We start from the raw sequence: 24,755 nt of genomic DNA on the forward strand, positions 1-24,755 counted from the left end.
TCCGTGATCAAGGACCAGTTGAGCGAAGGCTGCCGCGATCGACGGTGCCGACGACTGCCAAGACACCGGCACGGCGAATCCGTACCTCGGTAAATATTCCCGTGCGCAATTGATCGGTGTTTCGAACTCCTGCCATCCCGGCGGTCAGGCGATGTTCCCGGTGCGCGGTAATGCACTGGTCAATCGATTCCTCGTTGCTGCGCCAGGTCAGGTGGCAGAGCGCATAATCCGGAAGGGTTAGGCGGGCTCCTCCAAGGGGAAATAGCGCGCGAGGGCGAACTGCACGAAACTACGATGAAAATTCGGATCGGCGAAGGCAGGGTCCCATGGGAAGATAAATGCAGCAGTGCCACGAACCGCAAACGGCGGATTGCCGTGCTCGTGCTCGTGGTGCTCACGAACAATCCGCTCCTTAACAATGCGACCAACGTCGCACAATGTTACAGCGATCTCGGTGAGAAGGTGAGAATCGAGGTGGTCACATTGGGAGCGGGGCCTCAATCCGGATCACGGGCTTCGCGCCGAGGGTAGGGCGCTTAACGCCGCACCTCGATAGATCGTGTCGCCAAACGAAAGGTGATTGCGGATGGACCGCACGGTTCTCCTCGACAATGAAGTAGGCCGCGCCGGCGACATCGCAGGCGCGCCGCCGCGACGCCTGCTCAGCGTTGCACAGCCTGTACTCCTGTGGTCGACGGCCGTCGCTATCCTCGCAACCGCGTGGGCACCCGAAACAACACGGGCGTCGCCCGATCCTGTGCGTCTCGCGGCAGATGCGCAGCAAACGATGGCCCTTCGCATTGTCGATTCGGCTGTCGCGGCGGAGGACGGCAATTCCGAGGCTACGCCGCGGGACGAAGGCGGTACCAAGCGGCCGATGCTGATCGTACAGGGAGCGCACGACCAGAGCGGGCCTCCCTCGGACCAGGAGCCCAATTTGGGTGGCAGCCTGTCCTGCGAACTCTCCACTGCAAGGCTTGACATTGGCTTGCTGCAGCGCCTCGAGCACGAGCGTGAGAGGGCAGAGACGTTGGAGCAGGGTCTCGCCGCGGCTCGACGCGACCTCGAAGTCCAGACTGCCCTGGCCAACAAGGCCGTCGAAGATGCTGCCCGGGTGAAACAAGCCGTGCAGGGTGGTGCGGGGGTGCAGGATGCGCTGCAACAAGCGCTTGAGAGGGCAGGAAGGCTGGAACAGGATCTCGTGGCGGCGCGACACGATGTCGAGACCCAGACCGCGCTGGCAGCACAAGCAGGCGAGGAAGTTTCACGGCTGAAGCGGGCGGGGGAGATCGGCACGGCCGAGACAAGGCAACCGCCTGCAAAGGCCGGAGTGCCGGCGGGCGGCTCTTCTTTGACGCGGAGCGCAATCCAGGCCTACGAAGCTCAAGCCCGTGCGGCTGGAGGAGAACTGGCCGACCTCGGACAGGCTACTGCGAGCGATACCGGGTCGCTTCGCTACCCGGAACAGTTCGCACGTCTTGAGCAGGATCTCGCCGTCGCGCGAGGGGAGCTGGAGAGACAGACTTCAATTGCGACGAAAGCGAGCGAGGAGGCGTCCCGCCTCAGGCAGTCGGGGGAGAGAGACGCAGCCGACCTGCAGCAGGAACGCGAGCAATCTGCGCGGCTGGAGCGGGATCTCGCGGCGGCGCGGCGTGATCTGGAGACCCAGGCTGCGCTTGCGGCGAAGGCAGCCGAAGAGACCTCCCGGCTGAAGGCCGCAGAGGCGAGCGGAACGCCGGACCTGAAAAAGGAGGATGAGCGGTCCGCGCAGCTGGAGCAGGATCTCGCGGCGGCACGGCGTGATCTGGAGGCCCAAACTGCTCTGGCGGCAAAGGCGGGCGAGGAAGTCTCGCGTCAGAAGCTGTCCGTGGAAGCCGTGGTTGTCGATCTGAGGCAATCGCGCGCGAAGGCCGACGCGCTTGCACAGGAACTCTCGCAGGCGCGCAGCTCGATCTACGCATATGAGGCGCAGGCGCTCAAGGCTGGCGAAGAAGTGACGGAGCTCAGGCGGGCGGCTGAACGCGGCGCGGCTTCAGCTCAGAAAGCCGCACCCATCGAACTTGGACAATTGGCCCGGCTGGAGCAGGATCTTGCGGCGGCTCGCAGTGAAGTCGAGGTCCAGGCCGCACTGGCGGCGAAAGCAAGCGATGAAACAGCCCGATTGAAACGGGAGCGGGAGAACGGCGCGGCAGAGTCGCAGAACCTGCTGCAGGCGGCACGTCAACGGGCTGACAGGCTGGAGCAGGATCTGGTGGCGGCGCGGCGTGATGCCGAGAGCAAGACTGCGCTGGTGTCGAAAGCAGGCGACGAAACCACACGGCTGCAAGTCGTGGTCAAGAGCGCCGCTGCGGACCTGCAAAAGGAACGCGAGCGATCCGCGCGGCTGGAGCAGGATCTGGCGGCGGCACGACGTGATGTTGAGAGTAGGACCGCGCTGGTGACGCAAGCAGGCGAGCAAACATCGCGACTGCAAGCAGCGGGCAAGAGCGCCGCTGCGGACCTGCAAAAGGAGCGCGAGCGGTCCGCACAGCTGGAGCAGGATCTGACGACGGCGCGGCGCGATGTCGAGTCCAAGACTGCACTGGCAGCCAAGGCGGCCGAGGATTTGTCCCGGCTGACATTGGCGGGGAAGAGCGGCGCGGCGGATCTGCAAAAGGAGCGTGAGCGGTCCGCACGCCTGGAACGGGACCTGGCAGCAGTTCGTCGCGAAATTGAGGTCCAGGCGGCGAGGGCCGCAAAGGCAAACGAGGACGTCTTGCTGCAGAAGACAGCAGCAGAAGCCGATGCTGCCGAGTTGAAGCAATTGCGCGGCGAAAGCGCCAGCGTGAGGGCGCAGAACTTCTTCCTGTCGCGGAGCGCGATCCATGCCTATGAGGCCCAGGGTCGCAAAGGGCTCGGCGGTGCGTCAGACGTTGTGACGACCGGTTCGCGTGGCCCAGACAAGTCCGGCTACATCGGAGCGGCCGCCAATCCGATCGCCGAGCAGGCACCCCCGGCACCTGCTCGCGCTGTTGTTCAGCCCGCTTCCGAGCAGGTTGCGGAAGCTGCAGGGTTGGTGGCGCGTGCCAGTTCCCTGCTTCGGCAGGGCGATGTAGGGGCGGCGCGGCTTGTGCTTGAGCGCGCCGTCGAGATGGGCAGTGCCCAGGCGAGCTTTGCGCTGGCAGAAACTTACGATCCGTTGGTTCTGGCGAAATGGGGAACTTACGGCACACGCAGCGATGCGACCAAAGCAAAGGCGCTGTATGCCAGGGCCGATGCAGCAGGAATCAAGGAGGCGAAAGCTCGGCTGGACGCGCTGCATCGCTAACATTTCGGGGCACGTGCCGTCCCAGGCCCCTTAGCTCGCAACCGTGACCGATCGGGCCGACCTCATCATCTGAGACCGACTGAAGGCGCATCAGCTTCCGTCACCGCAGTTCGGCCCGTCGCCGGTGACGGGCCTAAACCGCTCAGCTTTCGGGATGGTACGTCCGGAAGATCCTGGTATCGCAAGGATACCTCGACCGTGTCGCCTGGTTGCAATTCGGTATCTTCGCTTGCGGCAATCTGTTCCGGCCCGTTCTTACCCTTCCTGACGATGGTAATGTCGGGCTTGCTTCCGCTCCCTCGCACGAGCTGTGATCGAACCATAGCGGTGTACTGAATCTTCTCACCCACCGCCTGCAGTCTCTCGCGAACCTGGTTAAGCTTCAGGCTCGTTTCCTGCAGCTCGCGTAGCAGGTCAAGCCGCCGCTGATCATCGAGCTTTGTCAGCCTTCTGGAGAGTTCATCCTGCTGCTTCTTGACCTGCAGCAGCTGCGCAGAGGTCTGCAACCTCCTGGTCGACGACAGTAGAACCGCCCGACGCGCATCAGTAACGCGCGGGCTGGTCAGGGTGCCTTTGGCGAACATTTCTTGCGCTTTTTGCAACTCGTCCTGGTCGGACTGAAATCCCTCCTCTTCCCTTTTTTGCTGCTCGGACAGCACGCGCACTTCCTCGTCTCCCTGCCGAACACCGCGCTGGAGGAACTCCTTCTCCTGCTGATAGTCACTCTGCTTCGCCTTCAAATACTCCGTTTCAGCATTGAAGATTTCTGAAATCGCCGATCGAGCTATCGGTGCCTCCTTCGTAGCGTTTGGAGCGATCTGGGTCGCCTCTCCGAGCTCCATCTTGATGCGCCAGGAGCGCGCCTGCTCTTTGGCGAATTCTGTCCAAAGCGATCCGTACTCGGCTCTCAGGTCCGCCAGATCAAGATACGGATTGTTCATTCTCACATGCATGATGTCGTAACCGCTCGCCACCGCTATGAGTTGACGTGCGGTGATCGACGGAAGGTAAGGATACTGACCCGGCTTGGAGACATCTCCATTGATGTATATTGGCCGGTAGTCTGCCACGGTTGCAGTGATTTCATCTGCATCTATCACGATGACGCTTTCACGCCCTTCCGGACTTCTCTGTCGAAACACCTTGTTCGCTAGTGCAGCGCCGACCTTGGCTCGGATCTGCGGCAAGCTCAGGCCCGCTACCTGAAGCACTCCGACGAGCGGCAACGATATGTTCCCGTCCGTCTGGACGGCTGCACGAGATCGCAGCTCCGGCACGCCCGCGGCCGCGACCTCCAGCACATCTCCGACATTGACGAGATATTCGGCTTTCGCTTGTGCCACTGAGATCGCTAAGCAGAGGGCGGCCAAGCCCCATTTGATATAACCGCCGCGGCCGTTGCCCGTGATACCGAGTCTGAAACGCTTGCGCGGTGTGAAGTTCGGCATGACGGCAACTTTCTCTGCGACGTGGTCACCAGGATGAAACCCGCGGAATCTGTCGGCGTGCCGACACGTCAACACTGCTGACGCTCCGGTAGCCAGACGGACGATCGGCAAAACCGAGGTTCGTTCCCACATCTGTCGGGGGGGGGGCAGGATGTGCCGCCCACATGCTCGATTGATCGGCCTTGTTGATCGTCAATTCGAAGTTGCATCAGACCCATGGAGATGTGCGAGCGAGCGGATCGCCACTCGAATTTAGTCCGGTCGTGCCGCGGCTCAATGGACCATCGTAATTACCCATTTATTGCCTTTCCCAACCTGTGACCCGGAATGTACTGATTCAGCAGGAAATGAGCCGTTGGGCCGTAGAGTGCCATGAACGTTGCGTTCTTCACCAGCTTGCCGGCCTCCGCCAACCTTCCGGCGCATCCGGTCCATGGCAGCAGGGTGAATTCAGCAGGTGCCGTCAGGCCGGTTAATGGCCGCACTGGCTATGACCGCTGCCGAATTCCTCGCCAGCGTGATTTCGGCTCGTTTCGCGGTCGTCGTCTATCACAGGTTGATGCGGTGACCGCTCGCCGGTTTTGGCCAGCTACCCTCGTCTCGAAAGGCGCATGAATGCCCATTGATGTGACTCAGCCGGCCGCACCTTCCGCTAGCCTTGCTTCCTTGAGTGAGCCCACTTGCGCTGTTTGACCTGGCTGCCGCAACGGAACTCCAATTATCAGCGCTGGTATGAAAATGTTACAGAATACAACGGATAGTTGGATGAACAGGGACGATCCGCCGCCGCCGGAGTTTCATCCGACGTCGGTCATTTCCCCGCGAGCGGTGGTTGCCTTCATAAGGCGACGGCTGTTGACCATATCACTGGCGTGCTGCGCAGCGCTTGGCGTTGCCATGCTCTACCTCATCATGGCGGCTCCAACGTTTGTTTCCAAGGCGCAACTTATCGTAGATTCGAAAGCGACCCCCAGCGACGTCGCGGCAGTCGCAACCATTGTCGAGAGCCAGATCGGCATCATCAGGTCCGAGAGCATCGCTAGTGCCGTGATCGAGAAGCTCGGTCTTGCGCAGGATCCGGAATTTGCGGGCGGCCAGGGTAGTAGCGTGCTGTCCGTATCGCGTCTGCTCGGCTGGACTAGACCGGAAGGCAAAGGTAGCGCCATGCGCTACGCCGTGGAATCCTTCGGACAAAGGCTTACCGCCAAGCGTGTCGGTCCCACATACCTTGTCGAACTCACCTTCAGTTCCAAGGATCCTGATCGAGCAGCGCAGATTCTGAACGCCGTCGCGGAAAAGTACATTACTCACCAAATGGACCAGGGCGGCTCGTTGCAAGATGAGACGTGGGTCCGGGAGCGACTGAATGGCTTGAGCACTCAAGCGTCAGCTGCGCAGAAGGCACTCGAGGACTTCAACAGAAACAAGAAGGATGAGCCGGATTCCGCTGCCAATATGGATAAGTTGGCAGCCGCTGCGGAATCATCCAAAAGTGCCTATGACAATTTTCGTCACATGCTGCGCAGGCTGGAGGCTACGCGACAACAGTCCTCGCCGGTGTTTGCTGCGAGTCTGATTACTCAGGCGTTGCCTCCGCTGAGGGCCGCTTCGCCGAAGCCTAAGAGTGTGCTTGGAATAGCGCTCCTTGGCGGACTGCTTCTTGGCCTCGCCGTCGCTGTGCTGCAGGATCTAATGGATGGCAACATGCACTTCGGTGCGTGGGACATCTTGCGCGGACACGACGATAGAGCCGAGTGGCCTGTCCCGGACCCAGTTCGACCGGATCATCAATCTGAAGCATCGACAAAGGCGAGGCCAGTACGCCTTACGGGTTCGGGGTGAGAGCGGAGCAAACATTTTCAGCAACGCCTGGGATCCATTGTGTTGGACGGCGGGCGGGCAGGCGCCATCGGATGATCAGTATCAGGCACGATGGCGCCTTGGCCCGGCGAGCACGGCGCGGACATCGTGGCGTGAGCCGCATCCCAGGCGCAACCTTTGAGACGACAGTGGCCGGGGGCCATCTGGATGGCCGATGGAATTCGCGTTCGGAAGACGTCACGCTTGTGGCTGGGATGATGAAGACAGGGTGCGGATTCGACGCGGTGTGGCCATGTCGATAGAACCGCTCAAGCTCGCTCGAGGTGAGCTTCAGGGGCTTCCGAGCCGCTGCGCACCGAGAAGCCGTGCGTTCGAGTTCGGTCGCGCTGGAAGGCAAGGAGCCGGCCCGTCATGACCGTTGCGCTAAGGTATGGTGGCGGAACTCCCTATCATCGCGCGTCTGCGTATTCGCTCGGCCAAAGTGCAAAATGGCTCTTTCTGGCGATCGTTTTCATACTGCCCTTTCAGCGAGTGCCGTTTGTCAATACGAACCTACTCGGCATCCAGGGCTGCAAGCCCTTCAACCTGTTGTCGGCGGGAGTCCTGGTCTATTTGTTATTCCGAGTTTCGCTCTTATCAGCGACCGACAAAATTGAACGGACGTCCATCCGCGTTCTCCTACTCTATTTCGTAACCTTTGCCATTGCTTTCGCTAGATCAATCGCTAATGCCCCTCTGCTTCACGAGCGGCTCCCGGATGTATTTCCAGAGTCTTATCTGGATTACATCATGTCATACGGCATGGTTCCGGCGTTCTACATAGTGCCGTTTCTGTTCATTCTGAAGCGATGTCGCTCATTTTCGGAGATTGAGACAGTCGTCAACGCAATCTGCGTTTCGATTCTACTCCTGTCGGCCAGCTTCATCTTCGTCGCTCTCATGAATCCGTCGGCCGCACTTTCAGGGCGGGCAGCCGTTAACGATTTGTGTGAAGCCTACTTCGGCATCCATTACAATACGATGGGCACGATATACATCTGCACGGCGCCTTTGTTGCTGTACAAGGCACTTACTCGTAGTTCACTCTGGATAGTTCCCGTCGCCTTGTCGCTTTTGGGGCTCCTTCTACTCTCATCGCGCAGCGCGCTTCTAACCGTCGCGGGCTCCTATGTTCTGCTTCTGATTTACAAGCGTAAATTCGCTGTCCTGGCTGCCGGCGCCGCGATGGTGGCCATCGCATCCGTTCTCTGGATCGCGCCAACTATGGACGCCATCCTTTCCATTGGTTTCGACGGGACTTCGGACGTGTCGGCCGATGAATTGCTTACTGGCCGTGTAGATTTCATCTGGATCCCGCTGCTCAATGAATGGACGAGTGATCTCGGCCTGTTTCTGTTCGGCGCGGGTCGGTCCGGAATCATAACCAGCGAAGCTTGGTACACGGGAACGCTTATACAGGCCACTCATGCACACAACGCAATCATCGATTTCTTTCTCGACTGTGGGGCGATCGCGACCGGCATTCTTCTCGTTCTTATGTGCGTCGGGGTATCAACCGCGTGGCGTGTCGGCCGACGGTTGCATAGCGACCTGTATTGGGCCTTGTTTGCCTGCATCGTCGGCTATGGAATAAGCATGTTTACAGAGCGAGAGGTATTTCCATCGTTCGAGAACATGTACCTGTTCCTTCTCATCGCGATGATGGTCAACCTGGCACGCCTGTCTTCGCGCGCCAGACCTCAGCATGAGCCGCGCCCCGCTTGATGCGGGTGACGCGGGCGCCGCAAACGCAACGACAAGCCGGTGGAGGTAACTCCAGTTCTCCGTCTCTGAACGGAGTGACCTCCTTGCAACGAAGCAATCGAGCCCGCTTAATGGTGGCATTTCACTTCGCATCGTTTCAATTGTGGTGCATTCCAGCATGACGCTGTTCGGGCAAGAGATAGTGGTTCGCAAAAGCCCGATCGAAATCTGGGGCCTGGTCCGGCGGTACAGAATATGCCCCAAGCCGGCCGGAACGATTTGTCGTTGTGCCTCGCAGGGAGCGCTCCAATGATTGGCCCGCTCAAGCGTCTCACGCAGCGCCTGCTCATCGGCGCTCTCGGATTTGACAACTATCTCTTCTTCGTCGCTCAAGCGCGTATCGCTACGATAAAGGCGTTTCGTTATGAAGCCGACTTTCTGTACTTTCTTAACATGGTGCCGAACGACGGCGTGATCCTCGACATCGGCGCCAATATCGGAGTGACCGCCTATTTCCTGGCGGCCACGAAGCCCGGCTCCCGAGTCCATGCGTTCGAGCCGGGGCCCGAGAACTTCAGGAGCCTGACGCGCGTGGTCGCCCAGCATACGCTCGCGAACGTGACGGTTCATGAATGCGGCCTGGGCCGTCAGGCCGCAGCGCTTCCGATGATCATGCCCGTGATAGGCGGCATTAAGCGACACGCCCTGTGCCAGGTCGACGACGGGCACTCCGAATACAAGGAAGGCATCCGCTTCCAGATCAAGATCGAGACGCTCGACGATGTTCCGGACCTCAAGACACGCACGGACGTGCACGCGATCAAGATCGATGTCGAGGAGTTCGAAGCCGAGGTGCTGAAAGGAGGTATGGAACTGATAAGGCGCTGCCGTCCGCTCATCTTCTGCGAGATATGGAAGCCGGAGAACCGCAACGAGATCCGTGCAATGTTCGAACGCGAGCGCTACCGTATGTACGGCTATGAGCATGGCATGCTCGAGCCTGCCGGATCTGGCCTCAAGAACTTCACAGGGAATTTCTTCATTATTCCCGATGAATGTCCGCTGCCGCAGTAGAGATCGCACCGGTGTCCCGATTCCCCTCGCGGGCACGACACGGCGTGTGCGCGAGGGGGAAGCCAGGCGCGCGTCGCAGCTCTTCGGTGCCAAGGTACTACTCACGAAGAGCGACGCAGCGACACGCAGCGCGCCATCAGGAGTGCCACCCGCCGTTGCGCCGGAGGGCCAAATGAGTTCAAATCGACTTGGGAAGCTCGGCTCCACTGGATAGACGAAGGGGCCGAGGCCAAGGGCTAGTCGCATCATGCTGTGCCTGATGCTGCTCTACCGCAGTCGAAAACAAACGAATTGTCGTGACGCGCATCCTGATTGTAACGCATAAGCCGCTCGCAAGCCTGACCAACGGGCATGACCTCCGCGTGTGGCACATGTGCCGCGAATTGGCGAAGCGGCATGAACTGTACCTTTTGACGGTCAACCTCGGTTCAACAGATCAACCTGGCGACGGCCTAGTTGGCTTGTCCGATGTCTTCAAAAAGATTGCGGAAACGCCGAAGTTTCCGGCTCACAGGCCGTCATTGAAGAGGCACTTCCGTCGAAATGATTCCGACTATTTCTCGCTCTCCTATCCGGATCACTTTTCAACGGTTACCAAAGCGATAGCTGGCTTCTGCGAAGAGAACAGTATCGATCACATGATTGTCTTCTGCCTCGTGCTTGCAGAGTTCGTCCGACCGTTTTCGAGCGATAAGAAGATACTCTTTGATCTCATCGACAGTGAAGTTCTAACGCTGACCAGACAAATACAGTTCTTTCCGCCGTGGCCCGCGCAGCTGAGAACGCGTCTCGACGCGCGCCTGATGCTCGCGCGCCGCGCAAGGGCGGAGGCGTGTTTGCCGCTTTGGTTCAACCACGTCACAACAGTCAACGATGCCGATTCTGATACTGTTTGCAGGCTGTCTGGCAGAACTGCGAACGTCAGCACGGTACCGAACGGAGTCTCGCCCGACCTGATGGACGCATTTGACGCAAATGCGCGTGTCGCCAAGCGGAGGGGAGTGGCATTTTGGGGCAACCTTGCCTTCAAACCAAACAGCGATGCGGTTCGGTTCTTTTACCAGTACGTCTATCGACCGTACTTGGCTCCGGCCGGAATTGAGTGGTGCGTGGTGGGCAAGGATGCGGAGAGTTGGCTTCTGGAGGAAGCAAAGCGAGACGACGGCATTCGCCTTACTGGATTCGTCGACGACATCTGCCCGGTGCTCGCTGAGTATCCGATAATGGTAAACCCAATGCGAATTGGCAGCGGATTAAAGAACAAGGTACTTGAGGCGTTTGCCATGGGGCTGGCCGTGGTTTCAACGGGAGTAGGCATCGAAGCGCTTGGCATGGCGCGAGAAGGCGTCGATTATCTGCGAGCTGACGAGCCCGAGAAGGTTGCGGCTGCGATCAAGCTGCTCATCGAAGACGAAAGACTTCGGTATTCCATGATCCAGAGTGCTCGAAAAATCATGCTGGAGCACTACACCTGGAAAAGGGTCGCTCGCGACATGGATGCACTCCTGGCCTCGGTGTGAGTGCCGCGAGAGGTTCGGTCGTGGCGGCCTTCGGCTTGACGCCCGTGGTCTGACAGGATGATGCATCGATCGATCCTACGAGGTTGACGAGGAGTGGCTCGAGAAAGGTGAGGCAAGAGTGATCCAACTGCCATCAAATCGTTGTTCGCTTCGTGCGATTGTCGTTCCGTCCCGTGTGTCTGGAAGTCCATCAGGGAGTTCTGATCGCTTTCCTGGACGGTGCGGCGACCCCGATTCGCGCCTTTGGTCGCCGACGCCGTCGCGAGGTCGCTGACCAATGGCATCCATATTGCGTCAAGGAATTGCACTCTCGGCTGCACAATACACCGAGCAGGTCATCATGTTGTTGACGCCGATCGTTCTGGTGCGAACGATCGGCGCCACGGCGTTTGGCGAATATCGGCTGTTCTGGCTACTCGTAACCACGGTGGCCCTGCTGTTCTCCTTCAACATGCCCCGGAGCTTGCTTTTCTTCTTTGTCCGGCTGGATGCGGAGGGGCGGCGGGTCTACGTCGGGCAGACGGTCTTATTCCTGCTCGCCGCAACGACGGTTGCGGTGCTTCTGGTTTTTGCCTTTCGTCCTGTCCTTCCATCGGGCATGAAGGATCTGCTGCACGACCACGGGTTGTTGCTGGCGATGTTCCTGTTCGTGTGGAATCTGGGCTTATTGCTGGATGTGTTACCCAACGCCGTGGGGCGAATTCGTTGGCAAGCGCAAGCAATCCTGGCTTCGTCCGTGCTGCGAGCCGCGCTGATAATTTCCGCAGCCGTCGTTTTTCATCGATTTGAAGAGGTGCTAATCGCGGCGTTGATTGCAGCCAGCGTGCGCGTAGTACTTTTGGCCGTCTTCATTGCACGCTATTGCGGCATTCGATTGTTCCCAATTGAGAAGGAGCAGTTTCGCGAGCAGCTTCGCTACGCTCTTCCTTTCGGTGTGGCCGGCTTGCTGTGGAGTGTACGGAAACAGGCAGAACTGTGGATTGTCGCGACGATGTTCTCGTCGGGCATGTTCGGCATTTTTTCAATTGCAACCATGCTCTTGATGCCGTTCGAAGTCTTGAGAGGCGGGCTGGGGAACTTGCTCCTGCCGAAGATGAGTCATTTCCATTCGTTGGGCCGCCACGAAGAACTGTTGCGGCTGAACAATCAGGGCAACGTTATCATTAGTGCGGTCATGTTCCCCGCCATCGCGGCATTGTTCGTCTTTGCGGAAGAAGTCATTCAGTTTCTGTTCACGAAGGAGTACGTGAGTGGCGCTCCGGTACTGCGCATTTACCTGATTCAAACGTTGATCTCGACCGAGATTACCACCCTGCTCAATGTATTTGGACAGGGTTCGGCCAACATGCGTTATGAAGCTGCGATCCTTCCGTTTGCCGTGTTAACAAGCCTGGCCGGCGTCTGGTACTACGGCTTGCCGGGGGCGGCGATCGGGTCGGTACTCACAACGTTCGTTGTGTATATCTTGTTTCTCAGAAGACTTTCAAAGGTGATGAGCATTCCGATCGCAAGGTTGCAGGATTGGAAGAACCTTGGACTAATTCTGATCGCGTCGGTGTTGGCGGCAGTGCTGGTCCGGCTTTCGTTTGATCTGCTGCAGGCGCCGGTTCCGGTCGCCGCGCTGGTTGGTCCGGCTGCGGTTCTGGTGTGTTATGTGGCGATGTTGTTTGTGACCGGATACTATCGAACACTGGCTGAGGTTCGGAGAGAATGGGGAGTTCTCGGGGCGTGATGGAAGGTGACCCGCATTGCGCGGTTGCCTGAATATCAGCGCGAGGACGCGACGGCCATCGAGAGAGGGGCAGCCCTCATCCGGATCCTGGTGGATGCTCCTCCCAGGCGCGATCGACGAAGGCCGGGCGTGATCAGGAGAGGCGCCACGGCGGGACGTTCACTCGTCAGTGGGCCTTCGGCTGGCCATCTGGCCAATCGTATTCGGTTGCGATACCGCGCATGATTTCGTTGGCCAACTCTCCGCCTTGATCCCCGTTCGTCATGATAACAGCGCCATCTCCATTTTCGAACATCGTCATCACGCTGACGAACCCGTCGTTGACGCCGGCATGTAGAATTCGTCGATCCGGCGCGACCCCCAGTACAATCGGACCAAGTCCGTAGTTGCCAAGGCCGGGTGTGAGCATCTGGAGAGCCGTAGCCTGCGACAGCACGGAAGCATCCCGACCGGTCCAGGCGCGGACCACACCCAGCGCAAAATGTGCAACGTCAGTAGGTGTCGTCCACAAACCTGCGGCAGCCAACTCGGGATAGACATGCGGACCGCCCGGCACGGGCTCTCCGGTCGCTCGGTAGGGTGTTGCGGCCATTGGAGCGTCACTTTTGGGCAGCGGCTGTAGGAAACTGCTGTGGGTCATCCCGAACGGCTTGAGGACGACCTCATCAAGCAATTTCGGAAACGGTTTGCCAGTCACGTCGATGAGCAGTTGCTGCACAATGGTATAGCCGCCGCTGGAGTACTCGAACCGTGTGCCGGGCTCATGATCGACAACGACAGGCGCGGTATTTGCAGAACCGCATAGTGCAAACCAATCATGCGCTGAAGGCTGGAACCGGGTTAGGTCACGACACAACGGCGACGCGCCATTGAGAACGTCGCCCAGTGACGGAATGGGGGCACCTGCGGGATATCCAGGAAAATAGGGAACGGTTATACCAGCCGAATGATTCAGCAGTCTTCGAAGGGTAACCTTCGATTGATCGGTGAACGAGTTAGCAGGGAGCTTCCAGGTCTTGAGGGATAGGTTGACGTCGCCATCGAGATCGAGCTTGGCGGCCTGAACCAATGCGAGCGCCGCTACAGCAGTAACCGGTTTGCTGATCGATGCTGCCTGGAATAAAGTGTCAGGCGTTACAGGCGGACCACCGATGCTCGCGTATCCGAAGCCGCGAGCCTGGATTACGCCGCCGCGCACCACCGCAATGCTGACGCCGGGAACGTGCAGTTCGTTCATCCTATCAGCAAGCTTCATCGGAGGTGCGGCTGCGGTGTCAGCCCGCAGTCCATTCACGATGCGTTGCATGCGCTGTTCGAAGTCGCCGTTGCTGCCTGCGAGCGCGCCGTCCTGTGCAAGCGAAGCCTGGAGGGTTGCGATGCTTCCTATGATGGCGAGCAAGGCGATGCGGCCGACGTTGAGAAACATCGACATGGAGCTCCGCGGGCGGCCAGTGAATTGGACCATGCGAGCATTTCTAGCAAGACGACGGCAGTTCCGGTAGGGACGTCGTCAACCGTTGAAACCGCCGCCTCCGCCGGTGCAATCCGCCGCCGCACGCGCCTGCAATCTGCAGCGAGACAAATCCCTTCCAGACGACTGCAGAGCTCTCCTTGGTCGGCGCACAATCCGAGCCGGCTGGCCCGGCTTTTCCTGTGATCGAGAATGGGTAATCCGAAAGGGTCGAGCCGCGTATCGACCCAAAAGATTATGCTTGTGAGAGGAGCAGGGCGCACCAGGAGCAGTGTGCCTTCAGGCGATAGAGTTCGAGCGAACCCGAGAGACGAGCCGAGCAGAGGGTGCAGTATATGACGGTCCTGATGCGCTTCTCCGGAGGTTTTGGGGGCGGCGTGGTTTTGAATGCAAGGAATTTCCTGACTGAAGGCGATGCGTTTACGCAAACACAGGAGGCGGCGTTCTTTGCCTCAATCCGCCTGCGGAACGGTACCTATAAGACCACCGATCATCATCGCCTCGACGATCTCAATAGGCTCGTTATCGATGAGTGGAAGAAACTCGGCAGCCAGCCGAGCCAGATCATGGACGTCGGCGTATCATCAGGGATTTCCTCAGTCGAATGGGCGGATGCCCTGACGCGCGCTGGCATCGAGGCGAAGATCCTGGCGACAGATCTGTGCATGCGCGGGAGCCTCGTGCGCCTGTTGCCAGGATATGAGGTCCTTCTCGATCGCGATGGCAAGGTGCTTCAGCACATCGTTGCCGACCGTCCGGTGCGCTGGTACCTGAATGGTCCCCGAGATTTTCTCAAGGGGACCGGATTCGTGGTCGCCGCGCTGAACACACTTGCAGGCGTGCTGCTGCCCCTGACGAACATGCGGGAAGGGGGGAAGGATGTACTTCTGGTGAACCCGCATGCCCGCGACGACGCTCGGTTGAGCTTTGCCGAGGATGACATTCTGGCGCCTAACCCTGCTCACCTGCGCGGCCGGTTCAACGCAATCCGCGTGTCGAATCTGCTCAATCATGGCTATTTCAACGAAGCGCAGTTGCGTGGCGCGGTCGGCAACCTGAGGGATCGCCTGGTCGGTGCCGGTTCGTTCCTCATCGTGAATCGAACGCTTGCGAACGGCACCAATCACGGCACGCTCTTCCGGCTTGATGGCGCAAACAGATTTGAGACGGTGGCCAAGCTTCGGGAGGGGAGTGAGATTGAGAGTATCGTACTGTCGGCTTGACGCGGGACGATCGAGCTTCTCGATGAAGGCAAGGCTTGCTCTTTCGCTACACGAACCGAGAAGCCGTACACCTCGAGTTCGCGGGCAGAGCGTTGCAGAGCTTCTTTTGATGGTGCGGTCCTATTAGGAACGAGGTGTCGGGTGCGTATTCTCTCGATGGATTTTTCCATCCCTTATCTGATGAAGGATGAGAACTACCCGATCGGCGGGTGGGCGATCGAGCTCGCGGTGTGGCTTCGTGCGCTTGAGAATGCCGGACACGAAACCGCCGTTCTCACCTGGAAGGGTGCGCTGGAGCACGTAGGTTCGGGACAGCAAATCAAACTCATAGAGACCTACGATCCCGCGCGTGGTATTCGGGTCGCGAAGTATTTCTATTCGTACATTCCGAAAGTATTGGCGGCCGCCCGCGGCTATCGCCCGGATATTATGATCCAGGGAGTATGTGGAATACACACCGCCATCATGGCGTTCGTCGCCGATCAGCTGAAGGTTCCATTCGTCTATCGCGTTGTGAGTGACATAGATGTCGATGAGCGATGCAAAGAGCTTCTGCCATCCCATGAATGGATATCCTATTCGTGGGCCCGGCATCGCACCGCCGGGTTTCTCTGTCAGAATGAGTATCAGCGCGGAAAGTTGGCCGCGCTTTTTCCGGACAAGCCAATCCACGTTCTGCATAATCCTTTTGCGATAGCAGAGGACGCGGCCGCTCCTTTGCCGCGCGCAAAACGCGGATACGTTGCCTGGCTCGGTGTCTTCCGCTATCCGAAAAATCTGCCCTTGCTGTTTCGGATTGCCCAGGCATTGCCGGCCGTCAAGTTTCGCGTGGCGGGGATGACGTCGCCCAATACCGATCAATCGACGCTGGACGCCTTGAATGGCTTGCGTCAGTTGTCAAACGTGGAACTGGTCGGCTATGTGCGGCGGGCGGACGTTCAGAAATTTCTATCGGAAGCGACAATGCTTCTCTGTACGTCGGATTTCGAAGGCTTCTCAAATGCATTTCTGGAGGCGCTGGCCGTCGGCGCACCCATCGTGACGCGCCGGCATGTTGATCCGGATGCGATTGTCGAACGTCATGTTCTCGGCGCTTCAGTTGAAGACGAGTTGGCGCTTTCAAGATCCGTGAGTGAGATTTGGAACATGGATGCGGGTGAGTACGACGCACTCAGTCGGCGATGCCAGATCTATGTCAAGGCAAATCACTCCCCGATGGTGAAGACCCACGAGTTGATGTCGGCTTTAACACCCCTTGTCGCTAGGTCGAGGCACTCGGGTGCAGCTGTTATGCACTGAGCCGCTCGGTCGTTGTCCATCGAGACCGGCGACGAGCAACGCGGGGCGCGCGTGGTGAGGCGCTTGATCGGATTCGCCCGTTGATTTTGCGTCCGGCGTCGACAAGCGAGACAAGGGTCCGATCGGCACGACCGCCATCGACGCTCTGGTGGCGTGAACCGCCGGCGAGGCAGCCGCGCCGGCCGCAAGGCTCCGCATCGCGACGCAACCGATGATGCATTCCAGGAGCTGATCCCTGGCGGTAGTCCTTATTTTCCCCCGATTGAGCCCCTCGATAAATTGCATCGAGATTTGAATGGGTTACCCTTGGTGTGACTGCGCATTTTGCGACGGTCGCGGGACCGAACAAGGATGGCAATGAGAGTAGTTTTACCCCTCATCTTCGCGCTGGCTGGGAGCGTGGCGGAAACCTCCAATGGATCGACATCGAGCATTGCCAATGCGGGTGGTCGGAGAACGCTGTTGGCTGAGGGCCCGTCCGCCGGGGCCTACAATGCTGCTGGCACCGATGGGAATACAGCAACCAGCGGAACGGCTGTTTCGTCGGTCACATCATTCTCCGGTAAGCCGCGAACCCGCTTTCGGATCGGCGACGTTAGCTACGGCGTTCACGTTGCAGACCAGGGCTATAGTCTGACCAATCCCGATCCCCAAACCCTGCGCTTCGAGGTCCGCAAGGGCGACCATGCGTGGTACGACAGCTCGTCCGTGGATCGTTCCGAGATCAATTCCACGGTGACCTATCCCGCCGCCACGCCCATCACGCTCAGCTATCAGTTCATGGTGGAGGCGAACGGCAGCAACGGGGCGCTCGTCAACAGCGCGACGGGCTGGTTCATCGTCGGACAGTGGCACAACGACGATGACGCCTCGGGCGTCGGAACCTCGCCTCCGGTCGCGCTGAACATGCAGGGCGATCACCTTCAGGTGCTTGTGCGCTACTGCCCGCCGGGCAAGAACCCGAGCAACGGCGCAGGCTTCGTCGTCACCAAGACACTCTGGACCGACCCCAACCCGATCGTGACCGACAAGTATCACGACGTGAAAGTGCAGGCCCAATTCTCGAACGACACGACCGGCTACCTGAAGGTCTGGATCGATGGGGCACCGGTGGTGAATTACAGCGGGCCGCTGGGCTTTGGGGTCGGCACCAATTGGGAATTCGGAATCTATCGGTCGTCGGCGCCCGAGACCGTTGCCGTCAACTACCGAAACCTGATGATAACGACCGGATCGCTGACGCCTGTATCGTCAGAGCGACCGTGACCCAGGGTGCGCGGCGTCGCCGGCGGCACCGCTTCCCTGGTCCGATGGATGCGGCCGCGATGAAGCAAAACGATCTGCCGCTGGGCTTTTGTTCAGTGCACGATGATCCGCCTGGCGTTCTCGATTGGCGGATTAGGCGTGCAACGCTGAGCCGCTTGGGATCAGTAGCCATGAACTGGCAGCGCATTGCGTACGGTCAATGGCCGGGTCTGCCGCAGTCTGGTGGTCTGCGCTGATGGGCTTTCTGCAACGGGAACCTCTGCTGACATGCAAAAGAACAGGTTCCTGTCCTCATTCATCCCTTAGCTTGAACACTTTTTCATAGGCCGCCAAGAGCTTCGTCGATGCATGATGCCAGGCGAGTTCGCCATTGATTCTCTTCTGACCGAATGCGCCCATAGCTTCGCGCCTCGCCGGATCTTCCAAGAGCTCCAGTATTTTATCGCCGAACTCGGCGGTGTCCGCATTCTGCACGTACAACGATGCATCTCCCGCCGAAAAGCGGCCTTCTGTGAGGTCAAATTGGACGATGGGCTTGCCCAGCGCCATGTACTCCATGATCTTGTGCATCGTCGACATGTCGTTCATCGAACTGGGGCGGTCCGGATTTACACAGACGTCCGCCGTCGACAGAATCGTGAATAGGGTGTCGTCATCGACACGGCCGGTGAATGTGACCACGTCATCCAGTTCGAGCGCCATCGCAAGCTTCTTGAGGTCCTCCAATTCCCGTCCGCCTCCGACGATCACGAACTGGATATCATCGCGGTTCCGTGTGCTGCGGATGTGCTTGATTGAATCCAGCAACAGGTCGAGCCCCTCCTGTCTCGCGATAAGACCGACATATCCGACGAGATACTGTCGTCCCTTTTTCCAGGCGGGGTCCGGTGGAAGCGAGCGAACGCGGGACACATTCGGAGCGGAGCGCACAACGAACACACGATCCGGGCGCATTCGGCCCCGATCAATCGCAATGGCGCGATAGGACTGGTTGGTCGCAATCGATACGTCCGACAAGGCGAATGTGACGCGTTCGAGCAGAACCATGACGCGCCAAAGAAGGCCACGACGTCCGAATTTCGCCTCGTAGAGCTCCGGATTGACGTCATGCTGATCGAAGACAAAAGATTTCCCGAACAGAAATTTATGAAACGCACCGACCAGGAAAATCAGATCGGGCGGATTACACGCGTGGATTACGTCAAATCCGCGTGTCGCCAGAACTTTCACGCTCAACACGAATTCCCAGAACAGCGCCACGCTGTACTCTATTGCATAACCCAGCAACCCGCGACCTTCCGCAGGCATCCAATGGCGATAGACTGCTACTCCCTCGAGCATCTCGAATGAGTCCGTTGCGCCTGGTCCCTTGGGACAGATCACAGACACCTCGTAGCCATGCCGCGCCAACGTCGTCGCTTCCGACCACACCCGACCGTCGAACGGAACTGGAAGATTCTCGACGATAATCAGGACCCGGCCACGAACCGAGCCGACGCCCGCTTGCCCGGATTTGCGCACAACGGTGTCGTCATGAGAGAGTGTTGACATCAATTACCCGTTTTGCGTTCAGCGCCATTTGCTTCGCCCACCCTCGGGTATCGATGACAAGGTCGAATAGCTCCGACTCGGCGGCGGACTTTGCGATCAGCAACTTGCGAAGGGCGGGCAAATTGGCGAAGGCATAGCCAAGGTTCTGCCCCAGCAGTTTCGACGGCTCGACGTGTGGATCGTAGATCGACAGGCCGATGTGCAAACGGAGGAATTTGCGAGCCAGGTCGATATTGGGACTTTCGCGAAGATCGTCGCTGTTCTCCTTGAAGGCAAGCCCCAGCATGAGTACCCGTCCGCCGGGCGGGACTGCCTTCAGGCAATTCTCAAACAGGAAATTCTTGTGCTCGTCGTTGGATCTGAGCACCGAATCCACGAGCCAGGTATGCGCCCCGACATCGCTTGCGATGTATTGGAGCGCACGAACGTCCTTGGGCAGGCAGGAACCGCCGAATGCGCCGCCCGGCCTCAAATAGTAGGGTGAGATGTTGAGCTTGGTGTCGGAAACGAAAATCTTGTGCACGGTTGTCGCGCTAATGCCGAGCTTGTCGCAAACGCGACCGACTTCGTTGGCAAAGGCAATCTTCAGTGCGTGGAACGAGTTGTCGACGAATTTGGTCATCTCCGCCGTACGATAGGTGGTGTAGAAGACGGGCACCGCGATGCCCGCGTTCAACTCGTCAAGGACCGGGCACCGTTCCCCGTCCTTTGTTCCGACCACGATCTTCGGCGGATTGAAGAAGTCTTCGATCGCTACCGACTCGCGCAAGAACTCGGGATTATAGACGACGTCGACGAGCTCCATCCTGCCGTTCAATGCGCTTTCGAAAATCGGGAGAACCAGATCCTCGATGGTGCCGGGCCGCATCGTGGAACGAAATACGACAGTTAGCGCTGTCGTGCGAGTGGGGCCGATGAGGTCTGCGATCTGATGGGAAACTTCAGCGACGAAGCTCATGTTGTGAGATCCGTCCGGCGCGCTGGGTGTTCCTACGCACACGATTGCCAACGTGCAGTCGTCGAGATGCCCGCTCGCGTCCTTGGTTGCGCTCAGCAGGCGCTTTCGGACGGCGGATTCGACAAGTTGATCGAGGCCGGGTTCCGTAATTGGAGATCTGCCCGCATTGACGATCGCGACTTTTTCATCGCTGATGTCGACGCCGATGACTTCGTGCCCTTGCCTTGCGAGGCAAGCCGCTGCCGTCATGCCTACGTAACCGAGTCCGAACACCGCTATTTTCATCTGGATCCATCACGCGCATCAGGTTGCGCCGGCAACGCTGGCGGCTGTTTAGGGGTTGTCTGCAAGGTCGACGGCTTCATTCAGAGACAGTCTTCGGGCAGGTATTCTGAGAGCGCAACGCCTTCGAAAGTGCAGCCCGATTGTATTCGTTCAGGCTTGCGGAGCCTGAACTTTTTCGGGCTACCTATTCCGGTTTCGGCAGGCGAAGGCGGACTTAAACGGCGCTAGAAGCAGGAGATCGAATGCTCGAGACGGTGTCCACTTCAGCCGCCTTTGGAAACACGTGGTAGCCGCTGCCGGGAGGCTGACAAGTTGGAGGAGCGAGCTGCGGGGGGGGCGCCCACGCTCGAAGCCTCGCGATAGAGGCAATGTGTCTGGGCCCGAAGCGGCTTGATCGCGTCGCTTTGTTTCGTCTGCGGCTACGCCCGAGAACGAAGCAGGTGACCGTAATTGTCACGAAGTTCCGATAGATATCGCCGGATGGCCACCCCGAACCGGTATCGGATCGATTCCGAGGCGGGCGAACCATGCAACTGTTCGCGATAGATGCACCGTATATCTGCCGCGCCGCCCGGCGGGACATCGACCATCACTCGAACATGTCCGTCCGTGTATTCGTACGCGACCATGTCTTGGTTGACTTCAATACCCTTTAAGGAAGCGGCCTGCGGCTCGCGCTTCATGACGCAAATTCGTCGTGTCGTGGGCCCGCCGTTCTCGAAGAGAAGCCGCTCGGCAAGCATCCTTACCAGGATTGTTTCGCCGTCGGATCGAATGCCGTAGCTGCGGCGAACGGCGTGCTCGAGAGGTCGCCAGCAGAGTTTCCACTGCAAGGATGCGAGAAGCCGGAGAAATGTCGCCAGTTCGCTACCCCGGCCGCGGAGAAGGTCGTGATGTCCGGCAATGAAGCACGGCTTGCCGAGGAGTCCGTCAAACGCGAAGTTTTCGATGCCGTGGTCAATGTATCGCCGGGTAAAGATCGGGAAGCTCCCATACCGGACAATGGCGACACTCCAGAGATCAGCGAGTGTCGTTTCGTTCAGCGCATCATTGGCGGGTGCGACCTCGGTGTTGACGGCCGCGATGAAGCCGTTTCGCTTGAGCGCCGAGGCGGCCTCGGGCGAGAATGCCCCTTGCGGGAAAACCATCACGTTTTCGTGGTCAAGCGCGGTGTTCTGGCGAAGGGCCTGCATCCGCGTTCTGGCGGTTTTCAGCTTTCTGTCGAGCAGCTCAGGTGAGCGGGCTGCGAACTCACCTCCTGTGTGATCGCAGCCGTGTACGCAGACGGACAATTTCCCGCTGCTTTCTCGAAAGGCGGCAACCGTGCCGCGGTTTGTTCGTCTCCAGTTCCACGGAATGAAGGCAATGGTCGTTGCGAATGTCAGCTTGTCCGCAAGCTGCAACAGGTCATCAAAATCGAGGAGACCGTACCGCGGCCACAAGGGTGGATCGTCAATGATCAGGCAAGCGCTTGCTTCAACGCTCGTCAAGCAAACGTCGCGGAACGCCCACTTCAGATACATCACGATCGGCACCGCGCCGGCGAAACACTTCTTCACATCAAAGTAGCTTGCTGCGCGTTGGCGAACGTCCACGATCGTCAGTGACGAGTCAGCAAAAAAGCGGACGCCGGAATAAGTGAATTCGGCGAACAGATGTCCCTCGCGGACTTCGACGATGCTCCGAAGGTTGCTATTGCGGACGACGAGCGTGGTATCGGCGCCCCGCTCCAGTTGGATTTGCAGTCCCGACATCGGGCCGCACATTTCCGGAAAAGAATCGGTGACTGATACGGTCGTTGGACACTGACCGGAGCCGCGGATTTCCGCCTCGGGATCTCCGGTGATCTGGCGCAGGAGGGACTTGCAGGGGTCGGTTACTTGAAATCCATAGACGAAAACTGAAGTGGCTGCCGCCAACCACGTCGGAAGTGCCTCAGTCTTGTTGCACTGTAGGACTTCGCCGAGACAGGCCGCGGAGGTCAGGACGGAGAATTGCTGATGACCTGCGGTTAGCGCGGCTATACTGTCCCCGCGCACTTCGTCGACCGTCAGCGCAGTCCAGGGAATTTCGAAGAGATCAAGAATCTCGGTCAGGTTGCGATCATTGGTCGATGGAGCGTTACCGCGGAGCAGGAGTGCGATCGAAGTGCCTTTGGCCATGGCGTCGGCGTTTCATCCGTGGGTTATGCCTCATCTGTTGGTAAGGCCACCAGGCCTCCTGCAGATTGTTCGTGACCTCGCGCTTGTGCGCCTCTTTTGAGGAATCCTATACGACAGATGGCGAAGTTTCCACTATGGGACGGATGCGCAATGGTGGTCCCGCCTAACTAATCTGCGGTATGCGATACCGCAGGCCTATCGAGATCAGATCAGGCCTTTCGCAGTCAGGGATTTGTGAATCCCTCGGCCGGCGTGAAGCTAGATTGGCGGCAGTAACATTCTGCGAGAGCGCTGCGTCGGGCACCATGCGACGCGTCGGGTTGCCGCAAGCGAATTGCCGACGTGAGGCATTCGCGGGGCCGTGATGCGGAGACGACCGCGTGCTGTTGTCCGTCCGAGCGCGCTGACCAGTGTTGCAAGTAAAAAAAGTGATTGATTCCAACATGGTGCCAAGCTCTTGGACGCACCAGGTCCGGCTGTTGCACTGCGTGCGAAGCTCCTGGTTTGCCCACGCAAGGGCGGGGGTACCCCCGATGGGCGTGGGTCATAATCCGTGTTCTACAGCGGCGCGCGTGCCCAACCGGCTATCCTAATTCGACGCACGCTAAGGCCTTCAATTAGGGAGCCAACATGGCGAGATAACCGTGCTCGTGAGGATACTGATATTTCACCATTGCATTCCTCTGGCGTGATTGTGGCAAACATGTCGAAACAATTATATTCCAAGTTCGTTCCTGGCTTGATTGATACTGAGAACAAGACCGGCGGCGCGGAAATTGAGACCGCAAAGGCCGGTCCATCGCTCGGCGTCGTCGGTTGCGGCTATTGGGGCGCAAAACATATCCGTGTTGGCCACGATATCGGCGCAAGGGTGTCGATGGCCGCCGACATGCGGTCTGACCGACTGGAATACGTGAAATCACAGTATCCCTCTGTCGCTGTTTCGCGTGACTTCGATGCGATCCTGAACAGCTCGTCCGTCGACGGGGTGATTATCGCCACCCCCGCCGTGACGCACTTTGAGCTGGCGCGGGCAGCGCTCCAGGCCGGAAAGCACGCGCTCGTCGAGAAGCCGTTGGCCATGACGAGCGCGCATTGCCGCGAACTGATTGCGATAGCCGAAGAACGGAAGCGCGTGCTGATGGTCGGGCACACGTTCGAGTACCATCCGGCGGTGGGTGTCATGCGCCAGATGATCCGAAGCGGCTCTCTCGGCGAGCTCTACTACATCGATTCGCGGCGCCTGAATCTTGGCCTCTACCGGCCCGATGCCAATGTCCTGTGGGACTTGGCGCCGCATGATCTCTCGATCATCTTCTTCCTGCTCGAGGAGGTCGCGCACAACATCGGCGCTTGGGGTTGCGCGCACGTTCTGCCGGATGTCGAGGATGTCGTTTACGCCAAGTTGGGCTTCAAGAGCGGGCCGACCGCCCATGTGCATGTTTCATGGTTGGACCCCGTCAAGGTGCGCCAGATCACGGTCGTCGGCAGCGATGCGATGCTGGTGTTCGACGACGTGGAGCCCTCCGAGAAGGTTCGCGTTTACCAGAAGCGCTTCAGGCCGCGGATCAACGGCGATTCATACGCCGACTTCCAGTCGGCCTATCATCATGGCGATGTTCATATCCCCGCGCTATCCAGCAGCGAGCCGCTGAAGCTCGAGTTGCTCGACTTCGTCAACGCAATCAAGACCGGGACGCAGCCCGTTGCGAACGGCGCGCATGGCCTGCGCGTCGTCGAAGCGCTCGAAGCTGCATCGGACTGTCTGCGGCTCAACCAGGAGCACCGTGGCAACGGAACACATCAACCGGCGTTTCTGCGGCGAAACGCGTCGGCCGGGGCTGCCGAAATTGTCGTTAGATGAAGCCTTGCGATGGAAGGCGAGCCCGCGGGAA

Annotated in this window: 15 protein-coding genes; 10 read left to right on the forward strand and 5 right to left on the reverse strand. The window is 59.0% G+C overall.

Annotated elements, in window-relative coordinates; translation table 11 throughout:
- Positions 1-586 precede the first annotated feature (586 nt).
- Positions 587-3,307, forward strand: coding sequence for a coiled-coil domain-containing protein (locus tag AC066Y_RS27265; RefSeq protein WP_478276560.1), 2,721 nt, complete (start codon positions 587-589; stop codon positions 3,305-3,307).
- Between the two features lie 65 nt (positions 3,308-3,372).
- Here AC066Y_RS27265 and AC066Y_RS27270 read toward each other — a convergent pair whose 3' ends face one another.
- The gene (locus AC066Y_RS27270) at positions 3,373-4,755 is read right to left on the reverse strand and encodes a polysaccharide biosynthesis/export family protein (protein WP_478276561.1); all 1,383 of its coding nucleotides are present in this window, start codon (positions 4,753-4,755) and stop codon (positions 3,373-3,375) included.
- Positions 4,756-5,520: 765 nt separating this feature from the next.
- On the opposite strand from AC066Y_RS27270, the gene AC066Y_RS27275 reads away from it, so the two are divergent.
- The 5 genes from AC066Y_RS27275 (at position 5,521) to AC066Y_RS27295 (ending at position 12,645) form a co-directional block, all read left to right on the forward strand.
- Positions 5,521-6,597, forward strand: a complete 1,077-nt coding sequence (locus tag AC066Y_RS27275; RefSeq protein ID WP_478276562.1) for a GumC family protein — start codon at positions 5,521-5,523, stop codon at positions 6,595-6,597.
- A 390-nt stretch (positions 6,598-6,987) separates the two neighbouring features.
- The gene (locus tag AC066Y_RS27280) at positions 6,988-8,340 is read left to right on the forward strand and encodes an O-antigen ligase family protein (protein ID WP_478276563.1); all 1,353 of its coding nucleotides are present in this window, start codon (positions 6,988-6,990) and stop codon (positions 8,338-8,340) included.
- A 288-nt stretch (positions 8,341-8,628) separates the two neighbouring features.
- The gene (locus AC066Y_RS27285; protein ID WP_478276564.1) at positions 8,629-9,393 is read left to right on the forward strand and encodes an FkbM family methyltransferase; all 765 of its coding nucleotides are present in this window, start codon (positions 8,629-8,631) and stop codon (positions 9,391-9,393) included.
- 296 nt (positions 9,394-9,689) lie between these two features.
- The gene (locus AC066Y_RS27290) at positions 9,690-10,913 is read left to right on the forward strand and encodes a glycosyltransferase family 4 protein (protein ID WP_478276565.1); all 1,224 of its coding nucleotides are present in this window, start codon (positions 9,690-9,692) and stop codon (positions 10,911-10,913) included.
- A gap of 277 nt (positions 10,914-11,190) precedes the next feature.
- Positions 11,191-12,645: an oligosaccharide flippase family protein gene (locus AC066Y_RS27295; RefSeq protein ID WP_478276566.1), complete on the forward strand. Its 1,455-nt coding sequence runs from the start codon at positions 11,191-11,193 to the stop codon at positions 12,643-12,645.
- A 166-nt stretch (positions 12,646-12,811) separates the two neighbouring features.
- On the opposite strand, the gene AC066Y_RS27300 is transcribed toward AC066Y_RS27295, so the two are convergent.
- Positions 12,812-14,077: a serine hydrolase domain-containing protein gene (locus AC066Y_RS27300; RefSeq protein WP_478276567.1), complete on the reverse strand. Its 1,266-nt coding sequence runs from the start codon at positions 14,075-14,077 to the stop codon at positions 12,812-12,814.
- Between the two features lie 374 nt (positions 14,078-14,451).
- On the opposite strand from AC066Y_RS27300, the gene AC066Y_RS27305 reads away from it, so the two are divergent.
- From AC066Y_RS27305 to AC066Y_RS27315, 3 genes are all read left to right on the forward strand, one after another.
- On the forward strand, positions 14,452-15,339 hold the full coding sequence (locus AC066Y_RS27305) for a hypothetical protein (protein WP_478276568.1): 888 nt from the start codon (positions 14,452-14,454) through the stop codon (positions 15,337-15,339).
- A 141-nt stretch (positions 15,340-15,480) separates the two neighbouring features.
- Entirely contained in the window at positions 15,481-16,638 is a 1,158-nt protein-coding gene (locus AC066Y_RS27310) for a glycosyltransferase family 4 protein (protein ID WP_478276569.1), read from the forward strand.
- Positions 16,639-17,100: 462 nt separating this feature from the next.
- Positions 17,101-17,904 carry a heparin lyase I family protein gene (locus tag AC066Y_RS27315; protein ID WP_478276570.1) on the forward strand — a complete coding sequence of 268 codons (804 nt, stop codon included), beginning with the start codon at positions 17,101-17,103 and terminating at the stop codon, positions 17,902-17,904.
- Positions 17,905-18,195: 291 nt separating this feature from the next.
- On the opposite strand, the gene AC066Y_RS27320 is transcribed toward AC066Y_RS27315, so the two are convergent.
- The 3 genes from AC066Y_RS27320 to AC066Y_RS27330 all read right to left on the reverse strand — a co-directional run bounded on the left by AC066Y_RS27320 (position 18,196) and on the right by AC066Y_RS27330 (position 22,860).
- Complete coding sequence (locus AC066Y_RS27320) at positions 18,196-19,455, reverse strand: glycosyltransferase family 4 protein (protein ID WP_478276571.1); 1,260 nt, start codon at positions 19,453-19,455, stop codon at positions 18,196-18,198.
- Positions 19,436-20,698, reverse strand: coding sequence for a nucleotide sugar dehydrogenase (locus AC066Y_RS27325; RefSeq protein WP_478276572.1), 1,263 nt, complete (start codon positions 20,696-20,698; stop codon positions 19,436-19,438). The genes AC066Y_RS27320 and AC066Y_RS27325 overlap by 20 nt, the downstream gene beginning before the upstream one ends.
- 419 nt (positions 20,699-21,117) lie before the next feature.
- The gene (locus AC066Y_RS27330; protein WP_478276573.1) at positions 21,118-22,860 is read right to left on the reverse strand and encodes a hypothetical protein; all 1,743 of its coding nucleotides are present in this window, start codon (positions 22,858-22,860) and stop codon (positions 21,118-21,120) included.
- 703 nt (positions 22,861-23,563) lie between these two features.
- On the opposite strand from AC066Y_RS27330, the gene AC066Y_RS27335 reads away from it, so the two are divergent.
- Positions 23,564-24,724: a Gfo/Idh/MocA family protein gene (locus AC066Y_RS27335; RefSeq protein ID WP_478276574.1), complete on the forward strand. Its 1,161-nt coding sequence runs from the start codon at positions 23,564-23,566 to the stop codon at positions 24,722-24,724.
- Positions 24,725-24,755: the final 31 nt, after the last annotated feature.

This window comes from Bradyrhizobium sp. USDA3010 (assembly GCF_056429065.1).